The sequence below is a fragment of the Pseudomonas imperatae genome (assembly GCF_057128625.1).
On sequence record NZ_JBSKHP010000004.1, the window covers coordinates 31345 to 50837 of the forward strand.

General features: G+C 65.7%; 20 protein-coding genes. 3 read left to right on the forward strand and 17 right to left on the reverse strand.

Annotated elements, in window-relative coordinates:
• Positions 1–100: 100 nt before the first annotated feature.
• Genes plsX through ACWKWX_RS06505 form a run of 3 tightly spaced genes read right to left on the reverse strand, consistent with a single transcriptional unit; the run spans position 101 to position 1838 of the window.
• Complete coding sequence (plsX, locus tag ACWKWX_RS06495; RefSeq protein ID WP_483827252.1) at positions 101–1111, reverse strand: phosphate acyltransferase PlsX; 1011 nt, start codon at positions 1109–1111, stop codon at positions 101–103.
• Positions 1112–1114: 3 nt separating this feature from the next.
• Positions 1115–1297 carry a 50S ribosomal protein L32 gene (gene rpmF, locus ACWKWX_RS06500; protein ID WP_008375086.1) on the reverse strand — a complete coding sequence of 61 codons (183 nt, stop codon included), beginning with the start codon at positions 1295–1297 and terminating at the stop codon, positions 1115–1117.
• A gap of 13 nt (positions 1298–1310) precedes the next feature.
• Entirely contained in the window at positions 1311–1838 is a 528-nt protein-coding gene (locus ACWKWX_RS06505) for a YceD family protein (protein ID WP_158155984.1), read from the reverse strand.
• Between the two features lie 94 nt (positions 1839–1932).
• Here ACWKWX_RS06505 and ACWKWX_RS06510 point away from each other — a divergent pair, with 94 nt between their 5' ends.
• Positions 1933–2511 carry a Maf family protein gene (locus ACWKWX_RS06510; RefSeq protein ID WP_483827253.1) on the forward strand — a complete coding sequence of 193 codons (579 nt, stop codon included), beginning with the start codon at positions 1933–1935 and terminating at the stop codon, positions 2509–2511.
• A 46-nt stretch (positions 2512–2557) separates the two neighbouring features.
• On the opposite strand, the gene ACWKWX_RS06515 is transcribed toward ACWKWX_RS06510, so the two are convergent.
• From ACWKWX_RS06515 to rluC, 3 genes are read right to left on the reverse strand one after another with little or no spacing between them, the layout of a single operon-like run.
• Positions 2558–3541: a S49 family peptidase gene (locus ACWKWX_RS06515; protein ID WP_416423142.1), complete on the reverse strand. Its 984-nt coding sequence runs from the start codon at positions 3539–3541 to the stop codon at positions 2558–2560.
• A gap of 23 nt (positions 3542–3564) precedes the next feature.
• Positions 3565–4227 (reverse strand): HAD-IA family hydrolase, encoded by a 663-nt coding sequence (locus tag ACWKWX_RS06520; protein WP_476297000.1) that lies wholly within the window; start codon positions 4225–4227, stop codon positions 3565–3567.
• Positions 4217–5176 (reverse strand): 23S rRNA pseudouridine(955/2504/2580) synthase RluC, encoded by a 960-nt coding sequence (gene rluC / locus ACWKWX_RS06525; protein ID WP_416423140.1) that lies wholly within the window; start codon positions 5174–5176, stop codon positions 4217–4219. Before rluC ends, ACWKWX_RS06520 begins: the two co-directional genes overlap by 11 nt.
• Positions 5177–5916: 740 nt before the next feature.
• Here rluC and rne point away from each other — a divergent pair.
• Positions 5917–9243: a ribonuclease E gene (gene rne / locus ACWKWX_RS06530; protein ID WP_483827254.1), complete on the forward strand. Its 3327-nt coding sequence runs from the start codon at positions 5917–5919 to the stop codon at positions 9241–9243.
• A gap of 285 nt (positions 9244–9528) precedes the next feature.
• Here rne and ACWKWX_RS06535 read toward each other — a convergent pair whose 3' ends face one another.
• The 9 genes from ACWKWX_RS06535 to ACWKWX_RS06575 all read right to left on the reverse strand — a co-directional run bounded on the left by ACWKWX_RS06535 (position 9529) and on the right by ACWKWX_RS06575 (position 16949).
• Positions 9529–10116: a nucleotidyltransferase family protein gene (locus ACWKWX_RS06535; RefSeq protein ID WP_483827255.1), complete on the reverse strand. Its 588-nt coding sequence runs from the start codon at positions 10114–10116 to the stop codon at positions 9529–9531.
• A 21-nt stretch (positions 10117–10137) separates the two neighbouring features.
• Complete coding sequence (murB, locus tag ACWKWX_RS06540; RefSeq protein ID WP_416423137.1) at positions 10138–11157, reverse strand: UDP-N-acetylmuramate dehydrogenase; 1020 nt, start codon at positions 11155–11157, stop codon at positions 10138–10140.
• Positions 11154–11618 carry a low molecular weight protein-tyrosine-phosphatase gene (locus tag ACWKWX_RS06545; protein ID WP_416423136.1) on the reverse strand — a complete coding sequence of 155 codons (465 nt, stop codon included), beginning with the start codon at positions 11616–11618 and terminating at the stop codon, positions 11154–11156. Before ACWKWX_RS06545 ends, murB begins: the two co-directional genes overlap by 4 nt.
• Entirely contained in the window at positions 11618–12382 is a 765-nt protein-coding gene (gene kdsB / locus ACWKWX_RS06550) for a 3-deoxy-manno-octulosonate cytidylyltransferase (protein WP_416423135.1), read from the reverse strand. Before kdsB ends, ACWKWX_RS06545 begins: the two co-directional genes overlap by 1 nt.
• Positions 12379–12564 (reverse strand): Trm112 family protein, encoded by a 186-nt coding sequence (locus tag ACWKWX_RS06555; protein WP_027977460.1) that lies wholly within the window; start codon positions 12562–12564, stop codon positions 12379–12381. The genes kdsB and ACWKWX_RS06555 overlap by 4 nt, the downstream gene beginning before the upstream one ends.
• Positions 12565–12605: 41 nt before the next feature.
• Positions 12606–13607 (reverse strand): tetraacyldisaccharide 4'-kinase, encoded by a 1002-nt coding sequence (lpxK, locus tag ACWKWX_RS06560; RefSeq protein ID WP_483827256.1) that lies wholly within the window; start codon positions 13605–13607, stop codon positions 12606–12608.
• Positions 13607–14032, reverse strand: coding sequence for an ExbD/TolR family protein (locus tag ACWKWX_RS06565; protein ID WP_416423133.1), 426 nt, complete (start codon positions 14030–14032; stop codon positions 13607–13609). Before ACWKWX_RS06565 ends, lpxK begins: the two co-directional genes overlap by 1 nt.
• On the reverse strand, positions 14029–14664 hold the full coding sequence (locus ACWKWX_RS06570) for a MotA/TolQ/ExbB proton channel family protein (protein ID WP_473005840.1): 636 nt from the start codon (positions 14662–14664) through the stop codon (positions 14029–14031). The genes ACWKWX_RS06565 and ACWKWX_RS06570 overlap by 4 nt, the downstream gene beginning before the upstream one ends.
• A gap of 62 nt (positions 14665–14726) precedes the next feature.
• Positions 14727–16949, reverse strand: a complete 2223-nt coding sequence (locus tag ACWKWX_RS06575; RefSeq protein WP_483827257.1) for a DNA internalization-related competence protein ComEC/Rec2 — start codon at positions 16947–16949, stop codon at positions 14727–14729.
• A 147-nt stretch (positions 16950–17096) separates the two neighbouring features.
• Here ACWKWX_RS06575 and ACWKWX_RS06580 point away from each other — a divergent pair, with 147 nt between their 5' ends.
• Positions 17097–17609 (forward strand): DUF2062 domain-containing protein, encoded by a 513-nt coding sequence (locus ACWKWX_RS06580; RefSeq protein WP_483827258.1) that lies wholly within the window; start codon positions 17097–17099, stop codon positions 17607–17609.
• Between the two features lie 96 nt (positions 17610–17705).
• On the opposite strand, the gene ACWKWX_RS06585 is transcribed toward ACWKWX_RS06580, so the two are convergent.
• Positions 17706–18485, reverse strand: a complete 780-nt coding sequence (locus tag ACWKWX_RS06585) for an ABC transporter permease (RefSeq protein WP_416423129.1) — start codon at positions 18483–18485, stop codon at positions 17706–17708.
• The gene (locus ACWKWX_RS06590) at positions 18482–19414 is read right to left on the reverse strand and encodes an ABC transporter ATP-binding protein (RefSeq protein ID WP_416423128.1); all 933 of its coding nucleotides are present in this window, start codon (positions 19412–19414) and stop codon (positions 18482–18484) included. The genes ACWKWX_RS06585 and ACWKWX_RS06590 overlap by 4 nt, the downstream gene beginning before the upstream one ends.
• Between the last annotated feature and the right edge of the window lie 79 nt (positions 19415–19493).

Here is a 19493-nt window from a genome sequence, read left to right on the forward strand (position 1 = left end):
CGGAGAATTGACGTGCAACCGGAGTTGAACGCAAGAAACTGACAGTTGGATGACAGAGAGAACCGGGTGGTCACATTTAAGCACTCCTTGGCGGATATGCCTAAAGCAACAGATTTTCCAGCTGCCCGTGCAGGCGCTGGGGAAGATTTTCCTGAATTTCGGCCAACGCCCGCGAAATCGCACTCTGGAAGCCCTGCACACCGGCCGAACCGTGACTTTTCACCACGATGCCCTGCAGGCCCAGGAAGCTCGCGCCGTTGTGCCGCGCGGGCGCCAGGTCGGCCTGCAAGCGCTTGAGCAGCGGCATGGCCAGGGCACCGACGGCCCGCGACAGCAAATTGTGTCGAAACAATGCCTCGATGCGCCCGCTGATCATGGTCGCCAGGCCTTCGCTGGACTTGAGCAGCACGTTGCCGACAAAACCGTCGCACACCACCACGTCCGCCTCGCCGCGGTACACGCCATCGCCCTCGATGAAGCCGATGTAGTTCAACCCGCGCGCGCCCTGCAACAGGCTCGCAGCCAGCTTCACCTGCTGGTTGCCCTTGATGTCCTCGGTGCCGACGTTGAGCAGCGCCACCCGCGGGCGCACCACGCCCAGCGCCTCGGCGGCCACCGAGCCCATCACGGCGAACTGGAACAGGTGTTCGGCGCTGCAATCGACGTTGGCGCCCAGGTCCAGCAACTGGCACGAGCCGGTTTGCGTGGGAATGGCGGCCACCATCGCCGGGCGATCGACGCCGGGCAAGGTCTTGAGCACGTGGCGCGACAAGGCCATCAGCGCACCGGTGTTGCCCGCACTCACGCACGCCTGCACCTTGCCGTCACGCAGCAACTCCAGCGCCACCCGCATCGAAGAGTCCGGCTTGCCACGCAAGGCCTGGGACGGCCGCTCGTCCATGCCGATGACTTCGCTGGCTGGAGCAATCTGCAGGCGCGCGCGATCCACACCGGGTTGGCTGGCGATCAGTTCTTCAAGGAGTAGGGGGTGACCGACGAGGGTCAGGTACAGCGAGGGGGTAGCAGACAGGCAGGCAAGGCTGGCCTGGACAATGTTGCGGGGACCGAAGTCCCCGCCCATTGCGTCAATCGCGATGACTTGAGCGGACAAGGATTACTCGTCAGCGCCCTTGTCGATCACTTTACGGCCACGGTATACGCCTTCTGGCGAAACGTGGTGGCGCAGGTGTACTTCGCCAGTGGTCTTCTCGACCGACAGGGTGCTAGCCGACAGGGCGTCGTGCGAACGGCGCATGTCACGGGCAGAGCGGGATTTTTTGTTCTGCTGAACAGCCATAATTGATTAACTCCTAAACGTTTGGGTCACGCTTTAACTGCGCCAATACACTGAACGGGTTGGACCGCGTTACCTCGTCCTCGCTCGGCTCGGGCTCATCTGCGCCCGCCGGCTGCTGGCATTCTTCCGGATGATGAGCAGGCACAATGGGCAAGGCGAGCAGAAGCTCCTCCTCGATCAATGCCTGCAGATCCAAAGGATCTTCGCCCAGTTCCAGCACGTCATAACCTTTCGGTAACGACTGGGTATTTGCACCCTCCTTCACCACAGCATAACTGCATTCGCTGTGGATCGGCAGGGTGACCAGCTCAAGACAACGCTGGCATACCATCTTGACTTCGACGTCGAGATGGCTGTGGATAACCACGGCCTTTCGCTCGTCTCGTTCGAAAACGAATTTAGCCTGCACCGTACCGACATTGTCGGAAAGCGGGTCGCAGAGTCTCTCCAAATCGGATAATGGCAGCGAACCTTCAAGGGTTACGCCACGATCGGCCAATTTGCGCGGGTCAACGTGAGGTGGAATCGGGTCATTCAACATAGGCGCAGCATTCTAGGGACGACCCCCTCCCCTGTCAAAGGAAATTAGGCCCTAACCCAATGATAGAATGACCATTCATCCACAGGAGACCGCCATGCTGCCCTTGTTACTCGCCTCGAGCTCGCCTTACCGCCGGGAATTGCTGGGCCGCCTGCGCCTGCCCTTCACCTGCGCCAGCCCTGATATCGACGAGAGCCGCCTGACGGACGAGCCCGCCGAAGCCCTGGTCAAGCGCCTGGCCGAACAAAAAGCTCGCGCCCTGGCGGCCAGCCACCCCGGCCACCTGATCATCGGCTCCGACCAGGTGGCGGTGCTGGGCGAGCAGATCCTGGGCAAGCCCCACGATTTCGACCGCGCCTGCGCGCAACTGCTGGAAGCCAGCGGCACCAGCGTCACCTTCCTCACCGGCCTGGCGCTGCTCAACAGCGCCACAGGGCACTGCCAGGTGGATTGCGTGCCGTTTACCGTGGAGATGCGCGAGCTGGACCTGGCGACCATCCAGCGCTACCTGCGGGCCGAGCAACCCTACGATTGCGCGGGCAGCTTCAAGGCCGAAGGGCTGGGGGTGAGTTTGTTCAAGCGCACCCACGGGCCGGACGCGACCAGCCTGGTGGGGCTGCCGCTGATCCGGCTGGTGGATATGTTGTTGCAGGAAGGGGTGCAGGTGCCATAGATCGCCCGTAGCAGCGGCCGCAGGCCGCGTCACAGGCACCACCGCTTCAACGCAACGAAGGACCGCTGAAGCCCATGTACAGCGCCAGCTTCTCCGCCACGCTGGCGCCCAGCTTCTTGGAGAAGCGGTCCAGGGCCGAATCCTCGACGGTGAAGTCGACCAACTCCTTCTCGCCCACCACCTCGCGCGCCACGTAGCTGGCGTTGCCCAGGCCGTCGATCAGCCCCAGCGGCAGCGCCTGCTCGCCCGACCAGATCAGGCCGGAGAACATCTCCGGATGCTCCTTATCCTTCAGGCGGTCGCCACGCCCCTGCTTCACCACCGAGATGAACTGGTTGTGCGTGGTATCCAGCACACCCTGCCAGAACTTGGTCTCATCCGGCTTGGCCGGCTGGAACGGGTCAAGGAACGACTTGTGCTCACCCGAGGTGTAGGCGCGACGCTCCACGCCCAGCTTCTCCATGGTGCCGACGAAGCCGTAGCCGGCCGCCGTCACGCCAATGGAACCCACCAGGCTGGCCTTGTCGGCGTAGATCTGGTCGGCGGCGCTGGCGATGTAGTAGGCGCCCGAGGCCCCCAGGTCACTGATCACCGCGTACAGCTTGGTGTCCGGGTGTTCCTTGCGCAGCCGGTGAATCTCGTCGACCACGTAGCCGGCCTGCACCGGGCTGCCGCCAGGGCTGTTGATGCGCAGCACCACGGCCTTGACCTTGGGGTCTTCGAAGGCGGCGCGCAGGCTGCCGATGATGTTGTCGGCGCTGGCTGCCTCCTGATCGGCGATCACCCCGCGCACCTCGATCAACGCGGTGTAATGGGAGCCGCGCGTGGCACTCTTTTCCATGTCCAGCAGCGGCGTGAACGCAGCGAAGGCCAGGAACAGGTAAACGAAGGTCAGCAGCTTGAAGAAAATCCCCCAGCGCCGGGTCCGCCGGTGCTCGATGACATTGGCTTGCAACGTCCTTTCCAGCAATTGCCAGCTCTTGTCATCACCGCGCTTTTCGGCGTCGGGCGCTTTCCATTCATCAGACATCGTTCAGCTCCCTCGGGAAAAATTCAATTCGTCGAACTGGCCAACCACTCATGCAATTGGCTGAAACGCTCGATGGCCAGCACCGGCTCGTGCACCAGCAGCGCCTCCAGCGGCATCGCCCCGTAACCCACGGCCACGGCATCCATGCCCGCGTTGCGCGCCATCAGCAGGTCGAACGCCGCATCCCCCACCATCAGCGCGCGTTCGCGCGGCACCTGGCAGTGGGCGAGGATTTCTTCCAGCATCAGCGGGTGCGGCTTGCTGCGGGTTTCATCGGCGGCCCGGGTAATGTCGAAGTACGCTTCCCAGCCGTGCGCCTTGAGCACCCGATCCAGGCCGCGACGCGCCTTGCCCGTGGCCACCGCCAGGCGGTAACCCTGGGCACGGAAGGCTTCCAGCGCCTCCGGCACGCCAGGGAACAGCGCCGAAGGCTCGGCATCCATGGCCATGTAGCAATCGGCATAGTGTTGACGAAAAGCTACGACCTGGCTGTCATCCATTTCCGGATACAGCGTAAGAATTGCCTCTGGCAACGCCAGGCCGATGATGCCCTTGATCGCTTCGTCGCTGCGCTCGGCATAACCCGCGGCGCGCGCCGCCACTTTCATAGCCTCGACAATCCGACCAATGGAATCGGACAGAGTGCCGTCCCAGTCGAAGATCAGCAGGTCATAGTCACGGCGCACTGGCGAGACGCTCCACGGTCTTGGCCCACATTTCGTCCACCGGCGCCTCGAGCTTCAGCGCGCCGCCATCGGGCAGCGGCACGGTCAGGGCGTAGGCATGCAGGAACAGGCGTTTGCCGCCCAGGTCGCGGATTTCCTTGCTGAACTCCTCGTCGCCGTACTTGCTGTCACCCGCAATGCTGTGACCGGCATGCAGGGCGTGCACGCGAATCTGGTGGGTGCGACCGGTGATCGGCCGGGCCTCGACCATGGTGGCGAAGTCGCCGAAGCGGCGCAGCACCTTGAACAGGGTCAGGGCTTCTTTGCCCTCTTCGTCGATCTCGACCATGCGTTCGCCCGAACGCAGGTTGCTCTTCTGTAGCGGCGCGTTGACCTGCTTGCGCGCCGAATCCCAGCGGCCGCGCACCAGCGCCATGTAGCGCTTGTCGACGCCATCGCCACGCAGGGCGGCGTGCAGGTGGCGCAACATGCTGCGCTTCTTGGCGATCATCAGCAGCCCGGAGGTGTCGCGGTCCAGGCGGTGCACCAGCTCCAGCTCCTTGGTATCAGGGCGCAACTGACGGAAGGCTTCGATCACCCCGTAGTTCAGGCCGCTGCCGCCGTGTACGGCAATGCCGGCCGGCTTGTTGATCACCAGCAGGCCCTTGTCCTCGTACACGATCGAGGCTTCCAGGCGCTGCAGCAGGCCCTGGGCCAGCGGCACGGGCTCGTCGCGCTCGGGCAGGCGCACAGGTGGAATACGGATAATGTCCCCGGCCTGCAACTTGTATTCGGGCTTGATGCGCCCCTTGTTCACCCGCACTTCGCCTTTGCGAAGGATGCGGTAGACCAAGGTTTTGGGCACGCCCTTGAGTGCAGTGATGAGGAAATTGTCGATTCTTTGGCCGGCATATTCCGGCGCAACCTCGAGCAGCTGGACGCCGGAGGTTGGAGGGGTTGTAGTCGTCATTCCTCCATAATAACAATTTTTTATGGATTTGAAGCACTTAATGATTGCTGCTATAGTCGCGAACGCCGCCAAAAGTGGCGGGCAAGCGGATATGCGGTAGTAGACCGGCCCTTGCCAACGCAATTCATGAGGACGCGAGGCCGTCCGACGGGGTTTTTGCTTGATTACGGGGTGGTACGCAACGTAACCGGCGCAGATGTGAGAAGACCGAGAGAAAGCCAAAAAGAGCGGTGTTTTTGCACTCATTTTCAGTTTTTTTTCGATGCCACTCTCATCCCACGCGGTCGTTGTCATCCGGTAACGGCGAATGCTTCGGAAACACAAAGCCTTAGCCATAAATGCGCCAGCACCCCATCGGTGCTTGCGATAAATGCCAACCCGTTGCGGATTCAGCGCGCGGCAGCACCCGAATTATCAGGGATACGTGTAGGGTGGAGATGCACAATCGTCGGACCGTGTAGCACCGCGTCATGTCGAGTACTGCCACAGGCGCCTCACGACACGACCCGGGCTTGATTCAGACGCCTACCGGCGTCCACGCAGGACAATTGATTCCTCCTCCTGACTGAGTGCTTTTGACACCACAGCAAGCAGGACGCGTCGTCGCGACTTCATCCCCGTTGGATGAACCTCGCTGGACACTGCAGTGGCCTCGCCCCTGCTGACGCACCTGACACCGACCGTGAGAAGTCGTGTGTGCCGAACGCCGTTTCCGGCAGCCCGGAAACCGACGGTACTACATGAAAAGAATGCTGATTAACGCAACCCAACCTGAAGAGTTGCGCGTTGCACTGGTAGACGGCCAGCGCCTCTACGACCTGGACATTGAGTCCGGCGCCCGCGAGCAGAAGAAGGCCAACATCTACAAGGGCCGGATCACTCGCATCGAACCGAGCCTGGAAGCCGCCTTCGTCGACTTCGGCTCCGAGCGTCACGGCTTCCTGCCACTCAAAGAAATCTCCCGCGAATACTTCAAGAAATCCCCTGAAGGCCGCGTCAACATCAAGGACGTCCTGAGCGAAGGCCAGGAAGTCATCGTCCAGGTCGAAAAAGAAGAACGTGGCAACAAGGGCGCCGCCCTGACCACCTTCATCAGCCTGGCCGGTCGTTACCTGGTGCTGATGCCCAACAACCCACGTGCCGGCGGCATCTCGCGCCGCATCGAAGGCGAAGAGCGCAACGAACTGCGCGAAGCGCTGAACGGCCTGGTAGCCCCGGCCGACATGGGCCTGATCGTGCGCACTGCCGGCCTGGGCCGCAGCAGCGAAGAGATGCAGTGGGACCTGGACTACCTGCTGCAACTGTGGACCGCGATCAAGGAAGCTTCCCTGGACCGTTCCGCGCCTTTCCTGATCTACCAGGAAAGCAACGTCATCATCCGCGCCATCCGCGACTACCTGCGCCAGGACATCGGCGAAGTGCTGATCGACAGCGTCGAGGCCCAGGAAGAAGCCCTGACCTTCATCCGCCAGGTGATGCCGCAGTACGCCAGCAAGATCAAGCTGTACGAAGACAGCGTGCCGCTGTTCAACCGTTTCCAGATCGAAAGCCAGATCGAGACCGCCTTCCAGCGCGTGGTCGAACTGCCGTCGGGCGGCTCGATCGTGATCGACCCGACCGAAGCCCTGGTGTCCATCGACATCAACTCGGCGCGTGCCACCAAAGGCAGCGACATCGAAGAAACCGCCCTGCAGACCAACCTGGAAGCAGCCGAAGAGATCGCTCGCCAGCTGCGCCTGCGTGACATCGGCGGCCTGATCGTGATCGACTTCATCGACATGACCCCGGCCAAGAACCAGCGCGCCGTGGAAGAAAAAGTCCGCGAATGCCTGGAAGCCGACCGCGCCCGCGTGCAGATCGGCCGCATCTCGCGCTTCGGCCTGCTGGAAATGTCCCGTCAGCGCCTGCGTCCATCCCTGGGCGAAAGCAGCGGCATCGTCTGCCCACGCTGCAACGGCACCGGCATCATCCGTGACGTCGAATCGCTGTCGCTGGCCATCCTGCGCCTGATCGAAGAAGAAGCCCTGAAGGACCGCACCGCCGAGGTCCGCGCCCAGGTGCCGATCCCGGTCGCCGCGTTCCTGCTGAACGAAAAGCGCAACTCGATCACCAAGATCGAACTGCGCACCCGCGCCCGCATCGTGATCCTGCCGAACGACCACCTGGAAACCCCGCATTTCGAAGTGCAGCGCCTGCGCGACGACAGCCCGGAAGCCCAGAGCGCCCAGTCGAGCTACGAGATCGCTGCCGCCGAAGTCGAAGAAGCCCAGCCAGTAGCCGCCACCCGCACCCTGGTACGCCAGGAAGCCGCGGTCAAGACCGCCCCGCCGCGCACTTCCGCGCCGGTGCCGGTTGAAGCCCCGGTTGCACCTGCCGCCCCGGTTGCGCCGGCGCCAGTCGTGCCCGAGCCAAGCCTGTTCAAGGGCCTGGTGAAGTCGCTGGTCAGCCTGTTCGCCACCAAGGAAGAGCCTGCTGCCCCGGTCGTGGTTGAAAAACCAGCCGCTCCAGAGCGCCCACAGCGCAACGAAGAGCGCCGCAACGGCCGTCAGCAGAGCCGCAGCCGTAATGGCCGCCGCGACGAAGACCGCAAGCCGCGCGAAGAGCGTGCGCCACGTGAAGAACGTGCACCGCGCGAAGCCCGCGAGGACGCCCCGGCCGCCCGTGAAGAACGTGCTCCACGCCAGCCGCGCGAGCCGCGTGCACCGCGTGAAGACCGTCGCAGCCGTGAAGACCGCCCGGTCCGCGAACTGCGCGAGCCGCTGGACGCCGTAGCCCCGGCCGTACGCGAAGAGCGCCCTGAGCGCGCGCCACGTGAAGAACGCGCCCCACGCGAAGAGCGTGCACCGCGTGAAGAACGCGCCCCGCGTGAGGAACGTGCGCCACGTGAAGAGCGCGCCCCTCGCGAAGAGCGTGCTCCACGCGAAGAACGTGCCCCACGTGAAGAGCGTGCCCCACGCGAAGAACGCGCCCCACGCGAAGAGCGTGCGCCACGTGAAGAACGTGCCCCGCGCGAGCGCGTGCTGCGTCCCGAGCAGGTTGAAGGTGAAGCCGTAGCCGTGGCCGCCGTTGCCGCTACCGTGGCTGCAGCCGAAGCCGACGAGGCACTGCCGAGCAACGAAGAGCTGCTGCAGGACGAGAACCAGGAAGGCACCGACGGCGAACGCCCTCGCCGCCGCTCCCGTGGCCAGCGTCGCCGCAGCAACCGTCGTGAGCGCCAGCGTGACGCCAACGGCAACGTGGTTGAAGGCAGCGAAGAAGGCCAGGAAGAAGGCACCGAGCCATCGGGCGCCGAACTGGCTGCCGGCCTGGCCGTGACCGAAGCCGTCGCCCACAGCGAGATCAGCGCCCCGGCCGAAGCCGAAGCCGCCGTTCAAGCCGAGCGCGCCACTGCTGCGGTAGAAGAGCCAGCTGCTGTTGAGGCGCCTGTTGAAGCCCCTGCTGAATTGGCTGTGCAAGCTGCCCCTGAAGTGATCGAGGCCCCGGCCCCGGTTGTCGAAGCCGCTGAAGAAGCTGCTGCTCCGGTGGTTCACGCCGAAGTGGTTGCCGACCAGCCGGTCGAAGTGACCCCAGTGGTCGAGACCCCAGCCAGCGAAGCACCGGTTGAAGTCACCCCAGTGGTTGAAGCTGCCCCGGTAGTCGAAGCCAAGCCTGAGCCTGAAGCGTTCGCCGCCCCGGTGGTTGAGCAGCCTTCCTTCGTGTTCGAGGCGCCAGCGCCGAAGACCGTCGAAGAAGCTGCCGCCCCTGTGGTCGACATCCAGCCTGAGCCGGTTGCCGAGGTGGTGGAAGCCGCCCCTGCGCCAGTGGTCGAAGCTGCCCCTGTGGTTGAAGCTGCGGTTGAGCCGGTTGTCGAAGCCCAGCCCGAAGTGGTTGCCGAGCCTGTAGTGGAAGCCCCGGCCGTAGTGCTGGCCAGCAACGGCCGCGCGCCGAACGACCCACGTGAAGTGCGTCGCCGCAAGCGTGAAGCCGAAGCCGCCGCCGCTGCAGCCGCCGCTGCCGCCCAGGCCGCCGAAGCTGCCCACGCGCCACACGCAGTAGAAGAGCAGCACGAGCACAAGCCGTTCGTCTGACCTTGAAGCGTTAAAAAGCCCCCGCTGCAGCAATGCACCGGGGGCTTTTTTTCGCCTATCGATTACACCCCGCCCCGTAGCAGCGGCCGCAGGCCGCGTCATGGACCCCGCGGTGTGCCTGGTTCACCGCATGAACCAGACGCCGCCTGGCGGCAGCTGCTACGGGGCGCGCCCACCTGTAGCAGCGGCCGCAGGCCGCGTCATGGATCCTGCGGTGTGCCTGGTTCACCGCATGAAGCAGACGCCGCCTGGCGGCAGCTGCTACGGGCGCGCCCACCTGTAGCGTCACAGGGGCCGCAAAAGGTCAGAAGGCAGGTCGATATCGCGATAGATGCCAGGGTCGGCAACCGCGATCTCGACGACCGTCGCCCCCGCAAACAACCGCCGCGCCCCCTGGTCGCCACTCAGGCCCATCAAGCCAGCCGCAAAAGCGCTGCCAAAGGCCACTGGATGCCCATAGCCCTGCCCTGCCACCGGCACACAGATGATTTGATCGTGAACAGCCATCGACACCTGTCGGTAGGTATCGGGCCGAATGAACGGCATGTCGCCCAGCACCACTAGCCAGCCAGCCGCCAATGGCGCCGCCGCGACGGCAGCTGCCAGGCTGTCACCCATGCCGGGAGAGGGAACAAGGATGACCTGGAAGCCATGCAGGCGACCCAGCTCGGCGATTTCCGGACGATCCGGGCGCGTGACCAGCACCCGCTCGCCGGGCAGCCCATCGAGGCTGCGCAGGGTCTGCGCCAGCACGGGGCGCTCGACCCCGTCCAGGCCAGGGCATGGCGCCAGCAGCTTGCTCTGCCCCGCCTGCGCCTGCGCCTGGAAGCGCGCGCCCTGCCCCGCTGCCAGTACCACGATGCACGGTGTCACGCTGGCGCCTCCAGGTTGGCTTCAGTAGAGGTTAGGCTCCATCTCCAGCGCCACACCGAAGCGCTGGAGGATATCGGCCTGGATACGCATGGCCAGGCCATGCAGTTGCTGCCCGGTGGCCGCGCCGTAGTTGACCAGCACCAGCGATTGCAGGCGATGCACGCCGGCATCACCGTCGCGGAAGCCTTTCCAGCCTGCGCGCTCGATCAGCCAACCCGCGGCCAGCTTGACCTGGCCATCGGCCTGGGGATAGCCCACCAGGTCAGGGTGCTCGGCCTTGATCCGTTCGGCCAGCGCTGCCGGCACCACCGGGTTCTTGAAGAAACTGCCGGCATTGCCCAGCTCGGCAGGATCAGGCAGCTTCTCCCGACGAATGCTGCAGATCGCCGCGCTCACATCAGTGGGCGTCGGCGCCTCGATGCCTTGCTCGGCCAGGCGCTGGCGCACCGGGCCGTAGTCCAGGTGCAGCTGCGCCGCGCGGGCCAGGGTGAAGCGCACGCGCAGGATCAGCCAACGCCCAGGCTCGCGCTTGAACAGGCTGTCACGGTAGCCAAAGGCGCACTCGGCCAGGCTGAAGTCACGCAGCGCGCCGGTGTGGCGGTCCAGGGCGGTGAGGCCGTGGAACACGTCCTTGATCTCGACGCCATAGGCGCCGATGTTCTGCATGGGTGCCGCGCCTACGGTGCCGGGGATCAGGCTGAGGTTCTCCAGCCCGGCCAGGCCCATGGCCAGGGTTTGCAGGACAAACGGGTGCCACGGCTCACCGGCCTCGGCCTCGATCACCAGCTGCTGGCCATCATCGGCCAGCACGCGCACGCCGGTGCTGGCCATGCGCATCACCAACTGCTGCACGTCGGCGGTCAGCAGCAGGTTGCTGCCCCCACCAATGGGCAGCACCGGCACTTGGCACTCCTGGGCCCAGGCCAGCGCCTGGCGCACCTGGTCGTCGCTGTCGACCTCGACGAACCAGCGTGCCTTGACGTCGATGCCAAAGGTGTTGAACGGCTTGAGCGATACCTGCTCACGGATCTGCAGGCTCATAGCCGCCCCTTCAATTCATTGACCAGGCCGGCGCACGCCAGCTCGATCAGGTCCAATACCTGCTCGAAGCCCTGCTCGCCGCCGTAATACGGGTCGGGCACCTCGTCCACCGCGCCGTCGTAACGGCGCAGGAACAGGTCCAGTTCGGCACGGCCGTTGGCCGGCTGCAGGCGCTTGAGGTTGCCCAGGTTGCTGTGGTCCATCGCCAGGATCAGATCATAGCGGCCGAAATCGGTAGCACTGACCTGCTGGGCGCGCTGGGCCGACAGGTCGTAGCCGCGGCGCAGGGCCGCGGCACGGCTGCGGCTGTCCGGCGGCTTGCCCACGTGCCAGTCGCCGGTGCCGGCCGACGCCACCTGCACCTGCTCGGCCAGGCCGGCCGCGCGCAACTGATGGCGCAGCACGCCTTCGGCGGTGGGCGAGCGGCAGATATTGCCCAGGCACACGAACAGGACGCGCATCACGCCTCCAGCAGGCGCCGTACGCGCTCCAGGTCCTGCGGGGTGTCGACACCGGCAGGCGGTGCTTCGACGGCGTCGGCGACGTGGATGCGCACGCCGTGCCACAGGGCACGCAGTTGCTCCAGGCGCTCGGTCTCTTCCAGCCAGCAGGGGCCCCAGGCCACGAAGTCCTGCAGGAAGCCGGCGCGGTAGGCGTAGATGCCAATGTGGCGACGGAACGGCACGCCGGCAGGCAGGCTGTCACGGTCGTTGGCGAACTGGTCGCGGGCCCACGGCAGCGTGGCGCGGCTGAAGGTCAGCGCCAGGCCATTGAGGTCGGCGACCACTTTCACCACGTTGGGGTTGAACAGCGATTCGACGTCCTCGATGGGCTCGGCCAGGGTGGCCATGCCCGCTTCGGCGTGGGCGGCCAGGTTGGCGGCCACCTGGTCGATCACCGCCGGTGGAATCAGCGGCTCGTCGCCCTGTACGTTGACCACGATGGCATCGGCAGCCAGGCCCAGGGCCTGGGCCACTTCGGCCAGGCGGTCGGTGCCCGACTCATGGTCGGCGCGGGTCAGCAGCACTTCGGCGCCGAAGGCCTGGCAGGCCTCGACGATGCGTGCATCGTCAGTGGCAACCACCACGCGCTGGGCCGCACTCTTGCGCGCCTGTTCCCAGACGTGCTGGACCATCGGCTTGCCGGCGATCAGCTGCAGTGGCTTGCCCGGCAGGCGCGTCGAAGAGAAACGCGCCGGAATGACAACCGTGAACGCCTGGCTCATTTATCCAGGCGCTCTTCGTCGGTCAGGGTGCGTGCTTCGCTTTCCAGCATCACCGGGATGCCGTCGCGGATCGGGTAGGCCAGGCCAGCGCCCTTGCTGATCAGCTCGGTCTTGTCGGCGCTGAGTTTCAGCGGGCCCTTGCAGATCGGGCAGGCGAGGATGTCGAGCAGTTTGGTGTCCATGTTAGGTCCTTGGCAAAAGAGCAAGCGTGAAGCGAAAAGGGTCAGGTACGCGCCAGCAGGCTGGGCAGGCGGGCGTCGAACCAGGCGACGAAGCCCGGCGAGGGCTGTGCGTCGACGGCCAGGTACCACCAGTCGTCCCGGGCGAAGGCGCGGCATTTGACGGCGTCCTTCTCGGTCATGACCAGCGGCAGCGACGGGCTGAACGTCAGCGCCGCCAGGCTGTATTCGGCGTGGTCGGCGAATGCGTGGGCCTGTGGCCGCCAGTGTAGCGCCTGCAGGGTATTGAAGAAACGTTGCGGGTTGCCGATGCCGGCTACCGCATGCACGGCCTGGCCGGGGGCGAACAGGTCGAGGCCGCGGCGCTCGCCGGTCAGCACGTTGACCAGCGCGATAGGTTGCAGGGTGAAGGCGAACCCCTGGTCGCGGTCCCGCTCGGCGCCGTTGAACAGCACGGCATCCACCGTCTGCAAGCGCTCGACGGGTTCGCGCAGTGGGCCGGCGGGCAGGCAGCGCTGGTTGCCCAGGCCGCGGGCGGCATCGATCAGCACCAGCTCCAGGTCACGGGCCAGGCGGTAATGCTGCAGGCCGTCGTCGGAGAGAATCAGGTCCAGCGGCTCGGCCGCCGTCAGCGCCTGCACGGCACGGCTGCGGTCGGGGTCGATCATCAGGGGCACGCCGCTGCGCTGCACGATGAGCAGCGGCTCGTCACCGGCCATCGCCGCGTTGTCGCTGGCGCCAACGCGCCACGGCAGCTGCGGCGGCTTGGCACCGTAGCCACGGCTGACCACGCCGACCTTGAGGCCCTGGCGCCGGCAGTGCTCGATCAGCCAGAGAATCATCGGCGTCTTGCCGGTGCCACCGACAGTGACATTACCCACCACCAGCACCGGCACCGGAGAACGGTAGATAGTGCCCTCGCCGCGCAGGAAGCGCTGGCGCTTGCCAGCCACGACGCGGCGGTACAGGCACTCCAGCGGTCGCAGCAGCGCCAGCGCCGGGTGACCGTTATACCAGGCCGCCAACATGCGATCGGAAAAGGCCATCAGTTGTTCGCCTGCGCCTCGACCGTGGTCATGCTCAGGTGGCTGAAGCCCAGCTTGCCGGCGGCGTCCATGGCGGTGATCACCGCCTGGTGCGGGGTCTTGCCGTCGGCGCTGATCGACAGCGGCAACTTGCTGTCGCCGCCAGACTCTGCCTGCAAGGCATCCATCAGGGTGTTCAGGTCACTCTTGGGCAGCAGCTTGTTGTTCACCGAGTAGACGCCGTCGGCGCTGATGGCGATGTCCAGGGTCTTGCCGGCGTCCTGCTCGGGGCTGCCGCTGACAGCTTCGGGCAGGTCCACGCGCAGCTGCGTCTGCTTGGTGAAGGTGGTGGTGACCACGAAGAACAGCAGCAACACGAACACCACGTCGATCAGCGACACCAGGTTGATGTCGATCTGCTCTCGTTGCTTGCGGCGGAACTTCACGCTTTGTCCTCGGCCAGATCGACCTCGCGGTCACCCTGCACCATTTCCACCAGCTTGATCGCTTCCTGCTCCATGCCCACCACCAGCTCGTCGATGCGGCGTTGCAGGAAACGGTGGAAGAACACCGCCGGGATACCCACCATCAGGCCCGAGGCGGTGGTCACCAGCGCCTTGGAGATACCACCGGCCAGCACCGCCGGGTTAGTGGCCATGTTGGTGCCCATGAACGAGCTGAAGATTTCGATCATGCCCAGCACGGTACCCAGCAGGCCCAGCAGCGGCGCCATGGCGGCGATGGTGCCCAGGGTGCTGATGTAGCGTTCCATTTCGTGAATGACGCGGGCCGCGGCCTCTTCGATGCATTCCTTCATGATTTCGCGGCCATGGCGCGAGTTGGCCAGGCCCGCGGCGAGAATTTCACCCAGCGGCGAATCGGCGCGCAGCTCCTTGAGCTTTTCCTTGTCCAGCTGCTTGTCGCGGATCCAGCGCCAGACCTGACCCAGCAGGTGCGGCGGGGTCACGCGGCTGGCACGCAAGGTCCACAGGCGCTCGGCGGTGATGCCCAGCGCGGCGATGGAACTCAGAATGATCGGCAACATCATCCAGCCGCCGGATTTGACCAATTCCCACACAGTAAGGACCCCCTCGAAAAAGTTCGCCACTCTAACATAGGGGGGCCGAGGGTCGTAGACCGTCATGTCGGGTCACGCCAGAAGCGCCGCCGCTCGCGCTCGCCACGCACCCCGTCGAAGCGCCCCAGACGCAGGTGCAGCGCACCCTGCACGGCGTTGTCGTGGACTTCGATGCCGTTGGCGCGGTAACGCTCGACCACCAGCGGGTGCGGATGCCCGAACGAGTTGTTATGGCCGCGGGAAATCAGCGCGCCGCGCGGTTTCATGGCCGTCAGCAGCAATTGCGATGACGAGGTGCGGCTGCCGTGGTGGGGCGACTGCAACCAGTGCCCGGCCAGGTCCAGGCCACTGGCCACCAACGCACGCTCGGCAGCGGCGTCGATATCCCCACCCAACAGCAGCTTCTCGCCATTCGCCTCCACCAGCAGCACGCAGGACGACGGATTGCTCTCCCGCGCCGCCGCCCAGCGCCACACGGTGAACTGCACCCCATCCCACTGCCACTGGTGCCCGGCCTCGCAGGGCTGGGCGCCCAGCTGCGCCGGCAATTGCCCAGCCTCGCCGCTCCACACTGCGGCCACCGGCACCCCGCGCATCACCGCCGGGGCGCCACCGGCGTGGTCCATGTGCGCGTGACTGATCAGCATCAGGTCCAGGCGCCGCACGCCCAGGCCATGCAGGTTGGGCAACACCACCCGCTCACCGGCGTCCTGCCCCGGCGTGCGCGGGCCGGTGTCGTACAACAGTGCGTGATTGCGCGTACGCACCAGCACCGCCAGGCCTTGCCCCACGTCCAGCTGGGTCACCTGGGCCTGGCCATGGGGCACTGACGCCTGGGGCGGCAGCGCCGCCAGCAGCACCAGCGGCCAGCCCAGCGGACGCAAGGGCATGCCAGCTGGCAGCAACAGCAGCAACGTGCCGGCCACCACCAGCAGCCACACGCCCAGGGGCAACGCCGGCGGCAACCACGCCGGCACCCGCGCCGCCAACCAGCTCAGGGCGTCGAACAACACGGCCAGCAGGCCGCCCGCCAGCCACAGCAGCCCTTCCCCCACCCACGGCAGCGGCAGCAACAGGGCGCCCAGCAGCGCCGTGGGCAACACCGCCAGGCTCACCCACGGCACCGCCAGCAGATTGGCCAGCGGGCCGCCGAGGCTCACGGGCAACCCCAGCGCCAGCATCGCCGGCAGCAAACCCACGGCCATCAGCCACTGCGCGCGGGTCCAGGCGCGCCACCACGGCCATGCACCCAGCCTGCCGGAAAACACCAGCATCAACACCGCCACCGCCGCGAACGACAGCCAGAACCCAGGCAGCAGGCTCACCAGTGGGTCGCTCAGCAACACCGCGTTCAACGCCACCAGCAGCGGCAGCCACACCCCCAGATGGCGGAAGCGCAGGCGCCACAACAGCACCAGCCCGAGCATGATGCACGCCCGTCGCACCGGCACCTGGAACCCGGCCAGCAGCCCGTAGCCCAGCGCCGCGGCGAAGGCCAGGCCACACGCCCAGGGCAGCCAGGGCAGCGCCCGCGGCCACAGCCCGAAACGCGCCAGCGCTGCCACGAGGCCGTAGACCAGGCCGGCCAGCAGGCCGATGTGCGTGCCGGAAATCACCAGCAGGTGCACGGTGCCAGTGGCTTGCAGCACGTTCCATTGCTCGCGACTGATGCCCGAACCGTCGCCCATCACCAGCGCCACCAGCACGCCCTGGTAGCCCTGGGCATCCACCGCCAGCAGGCGTTGGCGCAGGCCGTCGCGCCAGGCTCCTTGCGCCGGGGCCTGCAGCTGGCCATCCTTGACGCTGCCGGTGGCGCCGATGCGCCGGGCCAGCATCCAGGCTTCGGCATCCAGGCCCGCCGGGTTGACCAGCCCCCGCGGCCGCTTCAACGTCACCGCCAGGCGCCAGCGCTCACCGGCATTGACCAGCGGCCCGTTGAACCACGACAGGCGCACCGTGGCTGGCAGGGCATGGCGCCGCGCCTGCGGGTCGCTCACCTCGAAACGCACGGAGGCGCCCTGGTTGTCCGGCAGCCCGCTGACTCGCCCCTCCAGCCACAGGGTCTGGCCATCCAAGGCGGGCGACAGACGGTCATCCAGCGCACGCTGCCCTTGCCAGGCCGCCCAGGCCAGGCCCAGCACCAGCAGCCCCAGGCGCGCCCAACGCCACCAGCACAGCGCCATGCCCAGCGCCACGAGCCCCAGCAACAGCGGGGTGCCTGGCAGCACCGGGAGAAAACGCAGCGCCACCAGGCCCGTGGCCAGTGCCAGCATCGCAGTACGCATACACTCATCCTTGAGCAGCAGGGCGACCAGCATCCGCGCAAACCCGGGGAAGCGCTGCTCAATATTTGTCACAAAGTCTGAACGGAGCTGTCAGCAAAGCCGGGCATACTGAGGGCCACCCTCCCTGCCCGCGCCGCGAGAACCTGGATGCCACGCCGCCTGTTCAAACGCTACATGCCCGACCCCGAGCGCTTGCGCGGCAACAAGTCGCTACGCTTTCTCGGGCGCCTGTTGCATGACCCGAACCTGTGGCACCTGAACCGCCGGGGGGTGTCCCGGGCCATGGCGGTGGGGCTGTTCGCCGCCTTCCTGCCCATCCCCTTGCAGATGCTGGTGGCGGCCGCGCTGGCGGCGCTGGTGCGTGGCAACCTGGCCATTGCGGTGAGCCTGGTATGGCTGACCAACCCGCTGACCATGGCGCCGGTGTTCTTCGTCACCTACCAGGTGGGGGCATGGCTGATGGGCACGCCGCCGCGCAGCCTGCCGGACGACCTGAGCTGGGAATGGGTGAGCAGCCAGCTGGCCACCTTGTGGCAGCCGTTCGTGCTGGGGTCGGTGGTGACGGGGCTGGTGATGGGCGCCCTGGGATACGTGGCCACCCAGGGCTACTGGCGCTGGTGGGTGGCCCGCCAATGGCGCCGCCGCCACACCACCCCGTAGCAGCTGCCGCAGGCGGCGTCCGGGGTCGGCGCGGCGCCAGATGATGCGCGGCGCCGGGGGACGCGGCCTTTGGCCGCTGCTACGGGGGAGCGGTGCTTAACTGCGCATGCCGCGGCCGCTGACCAGCAGGCGCGCACAGCCGATGTACAGCACCACCGTGGCCACCAGCATGAACGCCACCGCGATGCTGATGCGGATGTCCGACACGCCCAGAATGCCGTAGCGGAAGGCGTTGACCATGTGCAACACCGGGTTCACCAGCGACACGGTCTGCCAGAACGGCGGCAGCAGGGTAATGGAGTAGAACACCCCGCCCAGGTAGGTCAGCGGCGTCAGCACGAAGGTCGGGATGATGGAGATATCATCGAAGTTGCGCGCAAACACCGCGTTGATGAAGCCCAGCAGCGAGAAAATCGTCGCCGTCAGGATCACCACCAGCAGGGTGATACCCAGGTGGTGCACCTGCAGGTGGGTGAAGAACAGCGACAGCAGCGTGACGATGATGCCCACCATCAAGCCGCGCAGCACGCCACCGATCACGTAGCCGGTCAGAATGATGTGCGGCGACACCGGCGACACCATCAGTTCCTCGATGGAGCGCTGGAACTTGCTGCCGAAGAAGCTCGACACCACGTTGCCATAGGAGTTGGTGATCACCGACATCATGATCAGCCCCGGCACGATGTACTCCATGTAGGTGAAGCCACCCATGCCGCCGATCTGTCGGCCGATCAGGTTACCGAAGATCACGAAATACAGGACCATGGTGATGGCCGGGGGCAGCAGGGTCTGCGGCCAGATGCGCATGAAACGGCGCACCTCGCGGTAGACGATGGTGTTCAGCGCGACCCAGTTGGCTTTGACTTCGAAACTCATACGGCCACCTTCGCCAGGTTTTTCTCCACCAGGGACACGAACAGCTCCTCCAGCCGGTTGGTTTTGTTGCGCAGGCTCAGCACCTCGATGTGTTTCAAGGCCAGCTGGCCGAACAGCGCGGTAATGCCCACTTCCTTGTCCACCTGCACCTCCAGGGTGTGCGGGTCAATCAACCGGCAAGGGTAACCCTCGAGCACGGGCGCCTCGGCCAGGTCGGCCTTGAGGTCCAGCAGGAAGGTCTCCACGTGCAGCTTGCCCAGCAGGTTGCGCATGCTGGTGTTCTCGACGATGGTGCCGTGGTCGATGATGCCGATGTTGCGGCACAGCTGCTCGGCCTCTTCCAGGTAATGCGTGGTGAGGATGATGGTGGTGCCCTGCTGGTTCAGCTCGGTGAGGAAGCTCCACATCGACCGGCGCAGCTCGATGTCCACGCCCGCGGTGGGCTCGTCGAGAATCAGCAGGCGCGGGTTGTGGATGAGTGCGCGGGCGATCATCAGCCGCCGCTTCATGCCGCCCGACAGCGACCGCGAGGGCACGTCGCGCTTGTCCCACAGGCCCAGCTGGGTCAGGTATTGCTCCGAGCGTTCCTTGGCGATGCGCGGCGGGATGCCGTAGTAGCCCGCCTGGGTCACGACGATGTCGAAGGTCTTCTCGAACTGGTTGAAGTTGAACTCCTGGGGCACCACGCCGATGCTGCGCTTGAGCGCCGCCGGGTCGCGATCCAGGTCGTGGCCGAAGATATTCACCGTGCCACTGGTCTTGTTCACCAGGGTGGAGAGAATGCCGATGGTGGTGGACTTGCCAGCGCCGTTGGGCCCCAGCAAGGCGAAGAAGTCGCCTTCGGCAACGTCCAGGTCAATGCCCTTGAGGGCCTGGAAACCGTTGCCGTAGGTCTTGGTCAGCTGCCGGATGGACAGAGCAGAACTCATAGTTGAACCATGCACCGAAAAAAGAAAGGAAGGGTCGATAAACCTTAATAAAGACGCCGATCACCTTCACAAGGTGCGG

What these genes read in the sequence shown, in the direction of transcription:
- ACWKWX_RS06575 (WP_483827257.1), bottom strand. Translation starts at nt 16,949, where the DNA reads ATGCGTACTGCGATGCTGGCACTGGCCACGGGCCTGGTGGCGCTGCGT.
- ACWKWX_RS06510 (WP_483827253.1), top strand. Translation starts at nt 1,933, where the DNA reads ATGCTGCCCTTGTTACTCGCCTCGAGCTCGCCTTACCGCCGGGAATTG.
- ACWKWX_RS06545 (WP_416423136.1), bottom strand. Translation starts at nt 11,618, where the DNA reads ATGCGCGTCCTGTTCGTGTGCCTGGGCAATATCTGCCGCTCGCCCACC.
- ACWKWX_RS06515 (WP_416423142.1), bottom strand. Translation starts at nt 3,541, where the DNA reads ATGTCTGATGAATGGAAAGCGCCCGACGCCGAAAAGCGCGGTGATGAC.
- kdsB (WP_416423135.1), bottom strand. Translation starts at nt 12,382, where the DNA reads ATGAGCCAGGCGTTCACGGTTGTCATTCCGGCGCGTTTCTCTTCGACG.
- rluC (WP_416423140.1), bottom strand. Translation starts at nt 5,176, where the DNA reads ATGACGACTACAACCCCTCCAACCTCCGGCGTCCAGCTGCTCGAGGTT.
- ACWKWX_RS06585 (WP_416423129.1), bottom strand. Translation starts at nt 18,485, where the DNA reads ATGAGTTTCGAAGTCAAAGCCAACTGGGTCGCGCTGAACACCATCGTC.
- ACWKWX_RS06555 (WP_027977460.1), bottom strand. Translation starts at nt 12,564, where the DNA reads ATGGACACCAAACTGCTCGACATCCTCGCCTGCCCGATCTGCAAGGGC.
- rpmF (WP_008375086.1), bottom strand. Translation starts at nt 1,297, where the DNA reads ATGGCTGTTCAGCAGAACAAAAAATCCCGCTCTGCCCGTGACATGCGC.
- ACWKWX_RS06505 (WP_158155984.1), bottom strand. Translation starts at nt 1,838, where the DNA reads ATGTTGAATGACCCGATTCCACCTCACGTTGACCCGCGCAAATTGGCC.
- rne (WP_483827254.1), top strand. Translation starts at nt 5,917, where the DNA reads ATGAAAAGAATGCTGATTAACGCAACCCAACCTGAAGAGTTGCGCGTT.
- ACWKWX_RS06590 (WP_416423128.1), bottom strand. Translation starts at nt 19,414, where the DNA reads ATGAGTTCTGCTCTGTCCATCCGGCAGCTGACCAAGACCTACGGCAAC.
- ACWKWX_RS06580 (WP_483827258.1), top strand. Translation starts at nt 17,097, where the DNA reads ATGCCACGCCGCCTGTTCAAACGCTACATGCCCGACCCCGAGCGCTTG.
- lpxK (WP_483827256.1), bottom strand. Translation starts at nt 13,607, where the DNA reads ATGGCCTTTTCCGATCGCATGTTGGCGGCCTGGTATAACGGTCACCCG.
- murB (WP_416423137.1), bottom strand. Translation starts at nt 11,157, where the DNA reads ATGAGCCTGCAGATCCGTGAGCAGGTATCGCTCAAGCCGTTCAACACC.